This is a genomic window from Salinarimonas sp. (assembly GCF_046292825.1).
Taxonomy (GTDB): domain Bacteria; phylum Pseudomonadota; class Alphaproteobacteria; order Rhizobiales; family Beijerinckiaceae; genus Salinarimonas.
In genome coordinates this window covers 147,452-161,887 of record NZ_JBKBQG010000003.1, presented here as the reverse complement: position 1 = coordinate 161,887, position 14,436 = coordinate 147,452, and the positions used below count along the sequence as shown (strand labels likewise).

General features: G+C 72.9%; 12 protein-coding genes and 1 tRNA gene. 9 read left to right on the top strand and 4 right to left on the bottom strand.

Annotated features, from left to right (window positions below; translation table 11 throughout):
• Nucleotides 1-268 precede the first annotated feature (268 nt).
• The 3 genes from ACK4UM_RS03275 (at nt 269) to ACK4UM_RS03265 (ending at nt 4,197) form a co-directional block, all read left to right on the top strand.
• Nucleotides 269-1,735, top strand: a complete 1,467-nt coding sequence (locus tag ACK4UM_RS03275; protein WP_409795575.1) for a sensor histidine kinase — start codon at nt 269-271, stop codon at nt 1,733-1,735.
• Nucleotides 1,736-1,762: 27 nt separating this feature from the next.
• Entirely contained in the window at nt 1,763-3,115 is a 1,353-nt protein-coding gene (locus ACK4UM_RS03270) for a sigma-54-dependent transcriptional regulator (protein WP_409795573.1), read from the top strand.
• 344 nt (nt 3,116-3,459) lie between these two features.
• Nucleotides 3,460-4,197 carry a pyridoxine 5'-phosphate synthase gene (locus tag ACK4UM_RS03265; protein ID WP_409795570.1) on the top strand — a complete coding sequence of 246 codons (738 nt, stop codon included), beginning with the start codon at nt 3,460-3,462 and terminating at the stop codon, nt 4,195-4,197.
• A 12-nt stretch (nt 4,198-4,209) separates the two neighbouring features.
• Here ACK4UM_RS03265 and argE read toward each other — a convergent pair whose 3' ends face one another.
• Together argE and apaG are read right to left on the bottom strand one after the other, a co-directional pair.
• Nucleotides 4,210-5,370 carry an acetylornithine deacetylase gene (gene argE / locus ACK4UM_RS03260; protein ID WP_409795567.1) on the bottom strand — a complete coding sequence of 387 codons (1,161 nt, stop codon included), beginning with the start codon at nt 5,368-5,370 and terminating at the stop codon, nt 4,210-4,212.
• A gap of 42 nt (nt 5,371-5,412) precedes the next feature.
• Nucleotides 5,413-5,805 carry a Co2+/Mg2+ efflux protein ApaG gene (apaG, locus tag ACK4UM_RS03255; RefSeq protein WP_409795565.1) on the bottom strand — a complete coding sequence of 131 codons (393 nt, stop codon included), beginning with the start codon at nt 5,803-5,805 and terminating at the stop codon, nt 5,413-5,415.
• A gap of 125 nt (nt 5,806-5,930) precedes the next feature.
• Between apaG and ACK4UM_RS03250 the strand changes: the two genes are divergently transcribed.
• The 3 genes from ACK4UM_RS03250 (at nt 5,931) to ACK4UM_RS03240 (ending at nt 7,891) form a co-directional block, all read left to right on the top strand.
• Nucleotides 5,931-6,599 (top strand): CDP-alcohol phosphatidyltransferase family protein, encoded by a 669-nt coding sequence (locus ACK4UM_RS03250; protein WP_409795562.1) that lies wholly within the window; start codon nt 5,931-5,933, stop codon nt 6,597-6,599.
• Between the two features lie 72 nt (nt 6,600-6,671).
• Entirely contained in the window at nt 6,672-7,763 is a 1,092-nt protein-coding gene (locus tag ACK4UM_RS03245; protein WP_409795560.1) for a 2'-deoxycytidine 5'-triphosphate deaminase, read from the top strand.
• A 53-nt stretch (nt 7,764-7,816) separates the two neighbouring features.
• A tRNA-Gly gene (locus tag ACK4UM_RS03240) sits at nt 7,817-7,891 on the top strand.
• 147 nt (nt 7,892-8,038) lie between these two features.
• Here the strand turns inward: ACK4UM_RS03240 and ACK4UM_RS03235 are convergent.
• A complete protein-coding gene (locus ACK4UM_RS03235) occupies nt 8,039-10,153 on the bottom strand; it encodes a hypothetical protein (RefSeq protein ID WP_409795557.1) in 2,115 nt (704 codons plus the stop codon).
• Between the two features lie 195 nt (nt 10,154-10,348).
• On the opposite strand from ACK4UM_RS03235, the gene ACK4UM_RS03230 reads away from it, so the two are divergent.
• The 3 genes from ACK4UM_RS03230 to ACK4UM_RS03220 all read left to right on the top strand — a co-directional run bounded on the left by ACK4UM_RS03230 (nt 10,349) and on the right by ACK4UM_RS03220 (nt 13,149).
• Nucleotides 10,349-10,909, top strand: a complete 561-nt coding sequence (locus ACK4UM_RS03230; protein ID WP_409795554.1) for a sigma-70 family RNA polymerase sigma factor — start codon at nt 10,349-10,351, stop codon at nt 10,907-10,909.
• Nucleotides 10,906-11,571, top strand: a complete 666-nt coding sequence (locus ACK4UM_RS03225) for a hypothetical protein (RefSeq protein ID WP_409795551.1) — start codon at nt 10,906-10,908, stop codon at nt 11,569-11,571. Before ACK4UM_RS03230 ends, ACK4UM_RS03225 begins: the two co-directional genes overlap by 4 nt.
• Before the next feature lie 390 nt (nt 11,572-11,961).
• Nucleotides 11,962-13,149 (top strand): S8 family serine peptidase, encoded by a 1,188-nt coding sequence (locus ACK4UM_RS03220; protein ID WP_409795548.1) that lies wholly within the window; start codon nt 11,962-11,964, stop codon nt 13,147-13,149.
• Nucleotides 13,150-13,248: 99 nt separating this feature from the next.
• Here ACK4UM_RS03220 and ACK4UM_RS03215 read toward each other — a convergent pair whose 3' ends face one another.
• On the bottom strand, nt 13,249-14,382 hold the full coding sequence (locus ACK4UM_RS03215) for an autotransporter outer membrane beta-barrel domain-containing protein (protein WP_409795545.1): 1,134 nt from the start codon (nt 14,380-14,382) through the stop codon (nt 13,249-13,251).
• Between the last annotated feature and the right edge of the window lie 54 nt (nt 14,383-14,436).

The window sequence follows — 14,436 nt, the reverse complement described above, 5'->3', positions numbered from 1 at the left end:
ACCCGGCCTTTCTCGGCTCACGCCTCGAAAGTCCACCCTCCCCTACGGGGAGGGATGGGCGCGCGAATCCCTCCCCGTAGGGGAGGGTGGCCTCGGAGCGCAGCGATCGAGGTCGGGTGGGGCCCGACGCTTGAAGGACAATCTCCACCCGGGCCCCACCCGACCCCTGTCGCTGACGCTCCAGGGGCCACCCTCCCCTACGGGGAGGGATGGCGCCCGTTTCGCCAAAACGCTCGCGTGCGGGGCGTGCGGAGGATAGTCTCGGGCCATGTCGCTGCGCGCCTATCCTCGCTGGCCCCTCACCCTCGTGCTGCCGCTCGGGGTGGCGATCGGCATGTTCTTCGTCGCGGTGGGCACGACGCAGGTCGGCCTGCACATCCTCCAGGAGCGCGAGACGCGCGCGATCGAGGCCAAGGCGACGATCTTCCTCGACGCGCTCGCGGGGATCCTCGCGCCGCGGCTCGAGGAGGGGCCGGACGCGCTCGCCCCGCTTCTCGCCGATCCCCTCGCCTACGGCGAGATCGTGGTCGCTCAGGCGCTCGTCGCGCGCTTCGAGGACGCGCAGGGCGAGACCCGCGTGCTCGTCGGCGGGCGCGAGGGGGCCGAGCGACAGCGCGCGGCGATCGAGGCCGCGCTCGACCGGATCGCCGGCGCGCCGCCGGGCCGCTCGAGCTTCGCGCTCGGCAGCGGGCGCGCGCAGGTGGTGCTCGCCCGCGCCTATGCCGTCGAGGGGCGCCCTCTTCACCTCGCGGCCGCGCTCGACACGTCCGCGATCGTCGCCGGGACGCGCCGCGACGAGGGCTGGGCCTTCGTCGTCGACATCCTGCTCGGCGCCGCCGCCGCGCTCCTCACCTTCGGCCTCACCCGCCGCGCCATCGCCCCCCTCGATGCCCTCGCGCGCGATCTCGCCGCGCAGGGACGGGCCGGCCGGCTGCTGGCGCGGCGAGGCCTCGGCAGCGGCGGCGTCTCCGAGATCGGGCGCCTCAAGCGCGCCATCGAGGCGCGGCTCGAGGAGGAGGAGGCGCGCACCCGCGCCGTCGCCGATCTCGGCGAGAAGGAGCGCGACGCCCTCCTCGCCAAGCTCGCCGCGGGCCTCGCCCACGAGGTGCGCAACCCGCTCGCGGGCCTCCTCAACGCCGTCTCGACGCTGCGCCGCTTCGGCGACAAGCCGGAGGTGCGCACCGAGACGCTCGACCTGATCGAGCGCGGCCTGCGCTCGATCGAGCGGGTGGCGGACGCGATGCTGTCCACGTACCGACCGGCGCCGGGGCGCATGCGCTTCACCCGCGAGGACCTCGCCGACATCCAGGTGCTCGTCGCCCCCGAGGCGCGCCGCCGCCACGTCGTGCTCGACTGGGACGTCGAGGCCATGCGCCCGATCGCGGCCGATGCCGACGCCCTGCGCCAGACGCTCCTCAACCTCCTCCTCAACGCCTGCAAGGCGAGCGGGGAGAGCGGGCGCGTCGGGCTGCGCGTCGCCCAGAGCGAGGGCGAGACGGCGTTCGAGGTGGTCGATTCCGGCCCCGGCATGCCCGAGGACGTGCTCGCCTTCGTGGTCGACGGCACCAAGGCGGCGCCGATCGCCCGCGCCAAGGGGCTGGGGCTCTGGATGGTCGGGCGGCTTCTCGACGATCTCGGCGGGCAGATGAAGGTCGAGAGCCGCTCGGGCGAGGGCACCCGCGTCACCGTGCGCCTGCCGGTCGGCCCCGCGCCCGCCGACGCGCAGGCGGCCTGAGACGGGGAGAGGGGTGGAGGGGGACGGATGAGCGCGAGCGCCCTGATCCTCGTGATCGAGGACGACGAGATCCTGGGCCGCTCGCTCGAGCAGCGGCTCGTGCTGGAAGGCTACCACGTGCGCTGGGCGACGAGCGCGCGTGCGGCGCTCGCGGCGATCGCCCGCCAGACGCCCGACGCCATCATGTGCGACATCCGCCTGCCGGACGGCGACGGCGAGGCGCTGATGCGCGACGTCTTCGCCCGCGCGGGCGCCGTGCCGACGATCTTCATGACGGCCTATGGCGGCATCGATCAGGCGGTGCGGCTCGTGCGCATGGGCGCGCGCGACTACGTGACCAAACCCTTCGAGATGGACGAGGTCGTCGACAAGCTGAAGGCGGCGACCGGCGCCATCGCCCCGCCCGCCCCGCCGTCGCGCGCCGACCCGTTCGCGAGCTTCGGCCTCTCGCCGGCGACCGCCGCGACCCGCCGCACCCTCGAGCGCGTCGCCGACGTCGACCTGCCGGTGCTGCTGCTCGGCGAGACCGGCGTCGGCAAGGAGGTCGCCGCGCGCTTCCTGCACGCCCGCTCGCGGCGCGCCGACAAGCCCTTCGTCGCCGTCAATTGCGCGGCGCTCGCGCCCGAGCTCGTCGACAGCGCGCTGTTCGGCCACGAGCGCGGCGCCTTCACCGGCGCCGTCGAGCGCCATGCCGGCTTCGCCGAGGCCGCGGGCGAGGGCACGCTCTTCCTCGACGAGATCGGCGAGCTCGACGCAGGCCTCCAGGCCAAGCTCCTGCGCCTCGTCCAGGAGCGCGAGCTCATCCGCGTCGGCGGCCGCGCCCCGCTCCCCTTCGCGGCGCGTCTCGTCTGCGCCACGCATCGCGACCTCGAGGCGGAGGTCGCCCGCCGCGCCTTCCGCGAGGACCTCTGGTACCGCATCAACGTCGTCAGCGTGCGCGTGCCGGCGCTGCGCGAGCGCGCGAGCGAGATCCCCGATCTGCTCGATCGCCTCGTCGCCGAGGCAGGCCCGCGGCTGCGCGGCACGCGCGTCGCCGTCGCCGCCGACGCGGTCGCCGCCGCGCTCGGCTACGATTGGCCGGGCAACGTGCGCGAGCTCAAGAACCGGGTCGAGCGGGCGGTGGCGCTCGCGGACGGCGAGGCGATCGGCGCCGCCGACCTCTTCCCCGACGGCCGCCATGCCGCGAGCGAGCCCCCAGGCACCAGCCCCGGCGGCGGCACCCTCGCCGAGGTGCGCGAGGCCGCCGAGAAGGCGCATATCGAGGCCGTCCTGCGCGCCACCGACAACGGCATCCAGGAAACCGCGACCCGGCTGGGCATCTCCCGTACGACGCTCTGGGAGAAGATGCGCCGCCTCGGCATCGCCGTGCCGGGGCAGTGAGGGGGTGGTGGTGGGGGGAGGGAGGTGTCATCCCCGGCCGGAGCACGCGAAGCGTGCGCAGGGAAAGGGGACCCAGCGCAAGAAGACGCTTGCGAAGCAAGCCTCCGCTGGCGGCGACCAGCCGCCTCGTCGGCGGCACGAGAGCGTGCTGCGCACGCGTCTTTCTGCGCTGGGTCCCCTTTCCCTCCGCGGCTTGCGCCGCTCCGGCCGGGGATGACACGGTGTGGCGCCGGCCCCTCTCCCATCCGGGAGAAGGGAGACCCGCTCCCCTCCCTCGACATTCCCCCCGCACGCGCTATCGTCCCGCTCCCGCCCGGCGAGGCGGCGCGATACGGGGTGTCGGCATGGCGAGATTGAGCGTGAACCTGAACAAGGTCGCCCTCCTGCGCAATTCGCGCAAGACGGGGGTGCCCGATCCGGTCTCCTTCGTGGCGCGAGCGCGCGCGGCCGGCGCGATGGGGATCACGCTGCATCCGCGCCCCGACGAGCGCCACGTGCGCCGCACAGACGTCGACGCGATCGCCGCTGAGATGGCGCCTCACCGCCCCGCCTTCGAGCTCAATCTCGAGGGCTATCCGGATGCGCGCTTCCTCGAGATCGTGCGCGCCGCGCGCCCCGAGCAGGTGACCTTCGTGCCCGACGCGCCCGACGTCTTCACCTCCGACAAGGGTTTCGACCTCGACGCCGCCCAGGAGCGGCTCGTGCGCGAGGCCATGGCCGAGATCGCCGATCTCGGCACGCGCGTGATCCTGTTCGTCGATCCCGATCCGGCCGTCGTGCCGCGGGTCGCCGCCATCGGGGCGGCCGGGATCGAGATCTATACGGGCTCCTATGCGGAGGCCTTCGAGACGGGCGCGCACGGGCCGATCCTGGAGGCCGCGGCGCAGGCGGCGCGGGTCGCGCGCGAGCACGGCCTCGTGGTCAATGCCGGGCACGATCTGACGCTTGCCAACATCCCCCCGCTCGTCGCCGCGATCCCGCACCTCGCCGAGGCCTCGATCGGCCACGTTCTCACCGCCGACGCGCTGGTGATGGGCTTCGAGCCGGCGGTGCGGGCCTATGCGGAGGCGCTCGCGGGGTGAACGCGCCGGGGGCTACCGCAGCCCCTCGACGAGCCGGCGCAGGACGGCCTCGCCGGCGGCGAGCTCGTCGAGGGTGACGTACTCGTCCGCCTTGTGGGCGCGGGCGATGTCGCCCGGCCCGCACAGCACCACGGGCAGCCCCGCGCCCTGGAAGCGCCCGGCCTCCGAGCCGTAGCCGACGCTCACCGTCCGGTTGCGCCCGGCCGCGCGCAGAGCCACGAGCTCGGCAGGCGATCCCGGCTGCGGCGCGAGCGCGGGGACGTCGACCTCCCAATGGTTCTCGATGCGCCCGAAGGGGCCGAACCGCGTCAGCCGCTCGGCCTCGACGGCGCGCGCGATCGCCTCGACCTCGGCCATCAAGGCGCTCATGTCGGTATCGGGCAGGTAGCGCACCTCCCAATGGAAGCGCGCCTCCTTGGCGAGGATGTTGCGCGCGGTCCCGCCCGACAGCGTGCCGACATGCAGCGTCGCGTAGGGCGGGTCGAACCGCCCGGAGGCGTCGCCCTCGCCGACGAGGCGGTCGCCCACGCGCATGAGCCGCGACACCATCTCCGCCGCCGCCATCACCGCCGAGGCCCCCTCCTCGGGGCGCGAGGAATGGGCCTCGTGGCCGAAGACGCGCGTCTCGCACATGGCGACGCCCTTGTGCGCGTCCGCGACCTCGAGCCCGGTCGGCTCGCCGACGATCACCGCGTCGGGGCGGGGCAGGTCGATCCCGAGCGCCGCGATGGCGTCGACGACGCCGAGGCAGGTCGTCTCCTCGTCGTAGGAGAGGAGGATGTGGACGGGCCGGCGCAGGTCCGCCGCGATCATCTCCGGCACGAGCGCCAGCGCAGTGGCGCAGAAGCCCTTCATGTCGACGGTGCCGCGGCCATAGGCGCGCCCGCCCTCGACCCGCAGCCGATACGGATCGCTCGCCCAGTCCTGCCCGGCGACGGGCACGACGTCGGTATGGCCCGAGAGCACGATCCCACCGTCGATCATCGGCCCGATCGTGACGAAGAGCGCCTCCTTCTCCCCGCTCGCATCGGGGAAGCGGACCGGGGCGAGGCCGTGGCTCTCGAGATAGGCGGCGACGAAATCGACGAGCGGCGTGTTCGGCTTGTGGCTCTCGGTGTCGAAGGCGACGAGCCGCTCGAGCATCTCGAGCGCGGTGAGGCGGATGGCGGACATCGGCGGGGTCTCTCGCGAGGGGCGTTCGAGCGCAGGGAGGGGTCAGTGCAGCGAGCGGCGCGCATGCGGGCTGTCGAGGGAGAAGGCGGGGATCGTCGCCTCGAAGCGGGCGCCGTCCGCGCGCTCCATGCCGTAGACGCCCTCCATCGTGCCGTCGGGCGTCTCGAGCGGGCAGCCGCTCGTATAGGTGAAGCTCTCGCCGGGGCCGAGCACAGGCTGCTGGCCGACGACGCCCTCCCCGCGCACCTCATGCACGCGGCCGAGCCCGTCGACGATCTTCCAGTAACGGTCCCGAAGCCGCACGCGCCCGGTGTTGAGATTCACGATCTCGACGGTGTAAGCGAAGACGTAGCGCCCCGCCTCGGGGTCCGACTGGTCCTCGAGGTAGAGCGGCGTCACGGTGACGCGGACGCCGTTGGTGAGCGCCGTGTACATGCTTCACTCCCGAAGCGGCCCCGCGCCTCGGCGCGGCCGCGCATGGGTGGTAAGCGTCGTCGGCGGCGCCGTCAACGCCGCCGGCGGGGTGAGGACACGTCCGCCGCGGCGGCAGGGAGACACGCATGCTCGACGGCCTGATGCGCCGCCTCATCGACCCGCCGCTGTCCCGGGCCGGAGCGGCGCTCGCCCGTTACGGCGTCGGCGCGGACGCGGTCACCTTCCTCGGCCTCGCGACGGGGATCGGCTGCGCGGCGGCGATCGCCTTCCGTGCGGACGCGCTCGCGCTCGCGCTGCTCGCCGCGAGCCGGCTCTGCGACGGGCTCGACGGCGCCATCGCGCGGGCCCGCGGCAAGACCGATCGCGGCGGCTTCCTCGACATCGTCTTCGACTTCGTCTTCTACGGCGCCGTCCCCCTCGCCTTCGCGCTGCGCGACCCCGAGACCTTCGCGCTGCCCGCGGCCGTGCTGCTCTTCTCCTTCTACGTGAACGGCGCGAGCTTCCTCGCCTATGCCGCGGTGGCGGCGAAACGCGGCCTCGAATCGAAGGTGCGCGGGATCAAGTCGATCTACTTCACCATCGGGCTCGCGGAGGGGACCGAGACGATCGTCGCCTTCGCGCTGATGATCCTGGTCCCGGCCTGGTTTCCGATCATCGCCTATTTCTTCGCGGGGCTGACGATCATGACCGCGCTCGCGCGCATCTCGCTCGCCTGGGGCGTCTTCCGCGACGATCCGGAGGACGAGGCGGCGCAGACGCAAGACCCGCCCGCTCCGCCGACGCCGCGCGCTTGACGTCGTGACACGCGCGCCCGCCTCGGCTAAGTGCTTTTTGGAACACGGGGGCGGAACGAAAGACCGAACGCGATGACGACGACGCGCGCAGGCATCCAATCGGCCGAAGGCATCCGTGCGCTCGCGCAGGCGGGCGCGATCGCGGCCCCCCTCCCCTTCGCGCCCGACCAGGTGCAGCCCGCCTCGCTCGACCTGCGGCTCGGCACCCGCGCCTGGCGCGTGCGCGCGAGCTTTCTGCCGGGGCCGGGGCGGCGCGTCGCCGACCGCCTCGCCGGCATCGCGCTGCACGAGATCGACCTGACGAAGCCCGTCGTTCTGGAAACCGGCTGCGTCTACATCGCCGAGCTCGCCGAGCGCCTCGCTCTTCCGCACGATCTCGCGGCCTCCGCCAATCCGAAGAGCTCGACGGGGCGCATCGACGTGTTCACCCGCGTGATCACGGATCGCGCGCGGGAATTCGACATCGTCGAGGCGGGCTACGAGGGCCCGCTTTATGCCGAGATCTCGCCGCGCACCTTTCCCGTGCTCGTCCGCGCCGGCTCGCGTCTGTCCCAGCTGCGCCTGCGCCGCGGCGAGGTGCGGCTGTCCGACGAGGAACTCGCCGCGCTCCACGCGCGCGAGACGCTGGTCGCGGCCGCCACGCCCTCCTTCCAGAACGGCGTCGCGGTCTCGGTCGATCTCTCCGGCTTCGGCCCGCAGCGCCTCGTCGGCTACCGCGCCAAGCGCCACACCGCCCTCGTCGACGTCGACGCGGCCGGCGCGCACGCGACGGAGGATTATTGGGAGCCCCTCCACGCCTCGAGCGACGGCTCGCTGATCCTCGATCCGGGGCAGTTCTACATCCTCGCCTCCAAGGAAGCGGTCCACGTGCCGCCCGATTACGCCGCCGAGATGGTCCCCTTCGATCCGCTGGTGGGCGAGTTCCGCGTCCATTACGCCGGCTTCTTCGATCCCGGCTTCGGCCATGCGGGCGCGAACGGAGCGGGCGCGCGCGCCGTGCTCGAGGTCCGCTCGCGCGACGTGCCCTTCATCCTCGAGGACGGCCAGACGGTCGGCCGCCTCGTCTACGAGCGCATGGCCGAGCGCCCCGCGATCCTCTACGGCGCTGGCGCCGGATCGAACTATCAGGCGCAAGGGCTCAAGCTCTCCAAGCACTTCGCCTGAGGCCTCGCGAGAGGCTTGCGGGCGGCGCGGCGCCCGGCTATGTATGAGGCCGCGCGGGCGTAGTTCAGTGGTAGAACGTCAGCTTCCCAAGCTGAATGTCGTCGGTTCGATCCCGATCGCCCGCTCCAAATTCCTTAACCATCGCAGGGATTTGAAAGGCTTTCCCGGCCCTTCGGCCCCCTTGCCCGTAGCCGAGGACGGCGCCTCTCTACCCCGACCAGCAGGCGGGCCAATGCCTCGGGGTCGGGGTAGAGGACGCCACAGGTCGAGGGCGGTCAAGGGCGACGGCGCTCCGTCTGCGGCGGCGCGGCGCGGACGCCGGGGGACACGATCCCGGGAAGCGCGCGCCCGGGAGTTGCGCGCCCGGACGCGGACGGCCTCTCCCGCGTCGGGACGACGACTGGTCGAGCCTGATCGGGCGCGAGACGGATGCCGGGCTGACGACGGGGCGGCTCGACCACGCGCGCAGGGGGCGTCTGACGGATGGCCGGGACGGCTGCCCTGCTCGCATCGCGCGGCGGGGTCGCCCCCGGCCCGGGACGGGTCCGCGGCTGGACGGGAACGGTGCGCGCCGCGGGCGTGGACGGCGTCGCGGCCCGCGTCGTCGCGGTTCCGGAGATTGCCGGCGGCACCGGGCGCGGCGGCGGCGTGACGAGGGCCGCCGGCGGCACCGGACGCGTGGGCGTCGTCGGCACGGCGATGGCCGCCGGGCTCTGGATCGCCGCCTGCGGCGTGCAGACGATGTGGTAGGGGATCCAGTCGGATGCCGCCGTGCCACCCGGCCCCGTGACCTCGACCCGCACCGCACCCTTGTGCACGTTCGGCGCGGACTGGCCTGCGGTCATCTGCGGCTGGCCGGAGGTCGAGCCGGACCCCGACTGGAACCCACCGATCGTGCCGGTCTGCCCAAGCTGCGCCTGCTGCGCGGGCAGCGGCAGCGGGAAGACGCTCGTGGTTTCCGGAGCCTCGTAGAGCGGGTGCTCCATCTCGCGCATGAAGCTCGCCTGGTATTCGGTGGTCACCTGATGCTGCGGCAGGAAGCGGTACCTGTATCGAACCGTGCCGATGCCGCTGTGGGTGAAGATCGGCCGCAGCGCGATCTGAGCCGGGCAGGTCGTCTCCAAGACCTCCGGCAGCGGGGCCGGCCCGCCGGAATGGGGGTTGAAGCTGTTCTCATCGAAGGCGAGAAGTTGCACGTCCGTGACGGTGAACGGGCAGGTGATCGTCACGGGAAGCTGCGGCAGCGCGTCGTGACGGTCGATGTCGATGTCGATCATGTGGTTGCCGGGCGGCAGCTTCGCGGCCGACGTCACGTCGAAGACGGCGAGATGGGAGCCGCCTCCCGCAGGCACGGAGACCTGCTGGTGCCAGCCGGACCAGGCCTGCTCGGGCAGCCGGTAGCGCATCCTGACCTGCATCGCCCCCGCGGTCGCGACAGAAGCTGCCACCCGGACCGGCTTGCCGTCGCCGGCGGGCAGCGGGCAGGCGCCCGGCAGCTGGCTCGCAGCGGCGGAGACCTCCTGGATCGCCGTCGCGCGCTCGTAACGCAGTCGATAATTCTGGCCGTCGACGGCGATCTCCGTCAGGCTCCAGCCCTCGCCGGTCACGCCGTTGACGCCGAGGAGGAATTGGAATGCCGGCGCCTCGCGGATCGTATCCGCCACCCGGTCCCGAAGAGAATCGTGATTCAGACGCTCGCGCACCCGGGAGCGGATCTCGTCGGCGATCCTGCCCTTCACCTCCCCTGCGATCCGGTTGCACAGGTTCCCGATCGCGCAGAGCCAATGACCGGAGAGGGAGAGGTCGAACTCGACCCCGACGTCGCTCGCGCCGAGCGTCGCGAACGAGATCGAGCCGTCGCGAATCGCGGGCGCGAAGCGCGGACGCAGCACCAGATCGTCCAGGTGCACATCGGCACTCTGGCAGACCTCCCATCGACCGTTGATGATCTTGCGGCGGATGCAGCGGATCTTGATTTCGGGGCCCTCGCTCTCGAACGCGAGGGCGAGCGCGATGCGGCTCCCGTCGGGCTGCGCCTGCACGGAGGCCGAATTCACGTCGTTGACGTAGATCTTGTAGATCCGGTGCCCGATACCCGCCGTCTGGATCGAGACGGTCGGTGTCGGCAGGTCGAAAAACGACGGCGCCCCTCCGGGAGGCGCGACGAAGCTGGTATTGTTCGTCCAGTGGATCGCCTGGCCGCTGCCCTGCTGACTACCATGGTTGTTGAGCGTAAGCTGCGTCCCGCCGAGTGCCGCGTCGAAGAGTTGGGCGAGGGAGGATTGCGGCAATAGGACGTGCCGCGTTTCGACCTGTCCAGCCTGCGACGGGGTGGAACCCCAGTGGAGAGCGAACGCCGCGACGGTCGCGAGAATGGCATGCTTGATCATGACCGGGACCTTTCCTCGTTACGCCCCCTGCATCGGGGCCGCTTCCTTGGTCGAGCCGGGTCGGGTTTCGGTTCATCGCTCGATGCGCGAGGCGTTGGCCGCAAGGCGTGGCGGTGCGTCCGGCCTGCGCCGTGAAGGACGATGTCGTCGAACCTTCTGCGCGGACGGCGCGACCAACACGGCAAGGAGAGGCTGATGTCGGATGCGGCCGATCTCGACGCTCTCGCGGATGTCGCCAAACAGCGCGAGAGTGGCCTGCGTGCCCTGCACGCGCGCCACGCGACGAGGCTCTTGCGCTTCGTCCTGCGTCTCGTTCGCAACGAAGCCGTGGCGGAGGAAGTGGTCAATGAGACGTTCGTGGACGTATGGCGCAACGCAGAGCGCTTCCGCGGCGGCGCGTCCGTCTCGACCTGGCTCATGGCGGTGGCGCGCAACAAGGCGGTCGACCGCTTGCGCCGGCGCGGCGAGGAGCCGCTCGAGGACGGCGCCGCCGAGCGTCTCGAGGACGAGAGCGACGACCCCGAGACGATCCTCGCCAAGAGCGACAAGGGGGCACTCATGAGGCGCATGATCGATCGGCTGACGCCGATCCACCGCGAAATCGTCGATCTCGTCTATTATCACGAGCGCTCGGTCGCGGAGGCCTCGACGATCCTCGACATCCCGGAGGCGACCGTGAAGACGCGCATGTTCTATGCGCGCAAGGAGCTTCGGCGCCTCTTCGAGGAGGCCGGCATCGACAGGGGATGGCCATGACGCGCCCGGACGATCACCCGGATCCGAACGATCCCGCCCTCCTGCTGCCCTGGTACGAGACCGGACGGGTCACGCAAGAGGAGCGCGAGCGCGTCGAGCGGTGGCTCGCGCAGGACCCGCAGGGGCGCGCGCACCTCGATGCGATCGCGGAGGAGGGCCGCGCAACGCGCGCGAGCGGCGAGGCAGGCCCGGTCCCGAGCGCCGGGTCGCTCGCCGCGATCCTCGCCGAGACGCGCAGAATGCCGCGACGCACCCCATCCCGCGGCCTCGGCGCACGCCTCCTCGGGGCGATCGCCGGCGCTCTCGACGCGCTGTCGCCGCCCGTGCGCGGCGCCGCGTTCGCCGCGCTCGCGCTGCTCGTTCTGGTGCAGGCGGGCGTGCTCGTCTCGAACCGCCTCGACACGCCGGAAGAGACCTATCGCACCGCGACCGCACCGGACGCTCGAGCGCCCGCGCCCGTGCTCCTCGTCGCCTTCGCGCCGGATGCGCCGTTCGCCGAGATCGCCGGACTGCTCGACGCGCTCGAGGCGCGCATCGTCGACGGTCCGCGTGCCGGCGGCTTGTTCGCGCTCGCCCTCGACGGACCGCTCGACGCGCGCGCGGTGGAGGAGCGACTCGCCGCGCGCCCGGATCTCGTGACGCTCGTCCTGCCGGGAGGTTGACCGATGCGCCTCGGTGACGGCTTCGCCTGCGTCCTGCTCGCCCTCGCCGCCCTTGCGGCAGCAAGCGTGTCGGCCGTGTCCCAGACGAGGCCCTCGCCGCCGCCCGCCATCATGCCGCAGCAGGCCGCGCCGCGTCCGCCGCCCCCCGCGACCGTCCCACGGCAGGTCGCGCCGACACCGCTGCAGAGGCCGACGCCGATCCTGCGGATCGTCCCTCCGATCGTCGATCCGCGCCCGCGAACCACGAGCCGCCCGCCCGCCGCCACGCCGCCGCGTGGAGCCGGGTCCTCCGGCGCAGAAGTGGGCCGGGACGGCGATTCACAGCGCCGGGCGCGCCCTGCCGCGCGCGCGACGGCATCGCCCGCCGCGTCTTCCGCGAGGCTGCCACCCTTGCCGCCGCCCCGAATCGGCTCGCTGGCCGCGCCCGAGCCCCGGCTCTCGGCGGGCTTCGATCCGGTCGAGCAGGAAGCCGACCTCGTCGTCGTCGTCCTCGCTCCGGGTCTCGACGAGGCGGACGGGACGGCCCTCGCCGATGCGCTCAGACTCGTCTCGGACGCAGCGCGACGCAGCGCGCTCCTCGACGCCGTGGTGCTGCGCCTGCGCATTCCGGACGGACGCGGGGTCGCGGACGTTCTGGTCGCGCTGTCGGGCGATGCGCGGGTGGCGCTCGCAGGCCCGAGCCGGGTCTACCGGGCGCAAGGGGGCGCGACGCCGTTCGCCCTGCAGCGCCTGGGGCTCGCGGAGAGGGGCGCGGACCGGGACGCGCACGCCGACGGGGGCGGCGTGGTCGTCGCCGTGATCGACACGGCGCCGGATCTCGGTCATCCGATGCTGCGCGCGGCCGACATCCGCCTGGAGAGCGTCCTCGACGCGCCGACGCCGATGGCGGAGGATCACGGCACGCAGATGGTCGGCCTCATCGCGGGAGGCGCCCCGCTCCCCGGCGCCGCGCCGGGCGCCTCGATCGTCGCCATCGCGGCCTTCGCATCGACGCGCGACGACGCGCAGCCGCGCAGCGCGACGTTCACCCTCGTCGCCGCGCTCGACGCAGCCGCGGCCGCGGGCGCCGGGATCGTCTCGATGAGCTTCGCCGGCGGGGAGGACGCGCTCGTCGCGCGCGCTCTCTCCGCGCTCGCCGAGCGGGACGCCCTGCTCGTCGCGGCAGTGGGGAACGGCGGTCCGGACGCGCCTCCCGCGCATCCCGCGGCTCATCCCGACGTCATCGGCGTGACGGCGACGGACCATCGGGACCGTGCCTACGAACAGGCCGGGCGCGGGGTGCATGTCGAATTGGCGGCTCCGGGAGTAGACCTGCCTGCACCGGCAACGGGCCGGCGTTACGTCATCGGATCGGGCACCTCGCTCGCCACCGCTTACGTCGCGGCGGCCGCCGCCCTCGCGCGCGCGGCGCATCCGATCTCGGACGCCCGCACCGTCCGCGAGGCCCTCGCCCGGACATCCGACGATCTCGGCGCGCCCGGACGCGATCCGACCTTCGGCTACGGCCTCGCCGCGCCGCTGGGCGCCATCGTGCGCCTGGAGCAGATCGGAGGCGCGACGGCGACGAGATCACGGTAGGCTCGAGGCCGGGTCGTGGCCGCGCCGTCGGCCGCTCTCCCAAGCGTCGCCGACATTCCGTCGCAAGCGGTGATGCGCAGGATGACGGCAGCGGAGGAACTAGAAAGAAAAGCCGACCTGCCCTGCCGCGGTGACCGTCCGCCCTCGCCGATCGGCGAGGCCCGAGACGTCCACGCGCAGCGACAGCCTGGCGCCATTGGCGGCGTCCGCGCGCAAGCCGGCGCCGACGGCGAGATCCCCGCGCGCGCGGGGATCGACCGGCGCGGATGTGGGGCTTTGTCGGCGTGCGATGTCGTAGGTGGCGCCGATCGAGGCGAAGGGCGTGAGGGTCGCGCCTCCCGCGCTCGTGAATCCGCGCGAGAGTTCCACCCCTGCGCGCATGGTCGTCGTGGCGATCCGCTGCGCCGGCGAGACGGCGCCGAGACTGTCCACGTAGCCGCCCTGGCGATCGTCCACGTAGGAGAGGCCGATGCTCGGCGCGATCTGGAAGGCGTCGAGCGGCAGATAGGCGGTGAGATTGGCGGAGAGCGAAAGGCGGCTCGTCGTGAAGCGTCCTGCCGCGGCCCCTTGCGCGATCTGCGAGCGACCGCCCTGCCAGAGCGCCATCGCATCGACGACGATCGTCTCGGTCAGCGCGTAGCCGGCATAGAGCCCGCCGCCCGTCGAGCGCGTGCGCAGCCGCGCATCGGCCGGCAGGTCGTAGCGCGCCTCCTCGTGCAGGCCGATGATCCCGACGAGACCCGAGCCGTATTCCTGGAGCATCGTGTCGATGCCGGCGGTGAGGGCGACCTGGCCACCGTCGTATCCGAAGACGGGATGGCGCCGCTCCGCCGCGGTCACACTCGTCGAGAGCCAGACATTGCGGAGCGGGCTCGGCGGCGGCATGAGCGTGGCGTAGCGCGCGGGCGGCAGGCCGTCGTCTCCGAGCGACGCGAGCGGCGGCAGGTATCCCGGCCCGAGGCGCTGCCCCACGAGATCGCGCACCTGAGCGGCGAGGCCGTCGACCCGCGTCCGGTGGACGACACGCGCGATCGCCGCGCGCCGGGCAGGGTCGAGCACCGGCGACGGCGGGACTTGCGCCTGCTCGGGTTCTTGCGGTTCCTGCTGCTGCTGCTGCTGTTGTTGTTGTTGCTGTGCCGCCGCAGGCGCACCGAGGCCCGTGGCTAGGCTCGTGGCGAGCGCGATCATGCCGCAGGCGAGCGGCGCCTGCACCCGGGTGCGTATCCAAGACATGCGGCTGCCCCCCTCGGTCGCTGGAGAATACCAGAGCGCGCGCCGCTCCGCGAG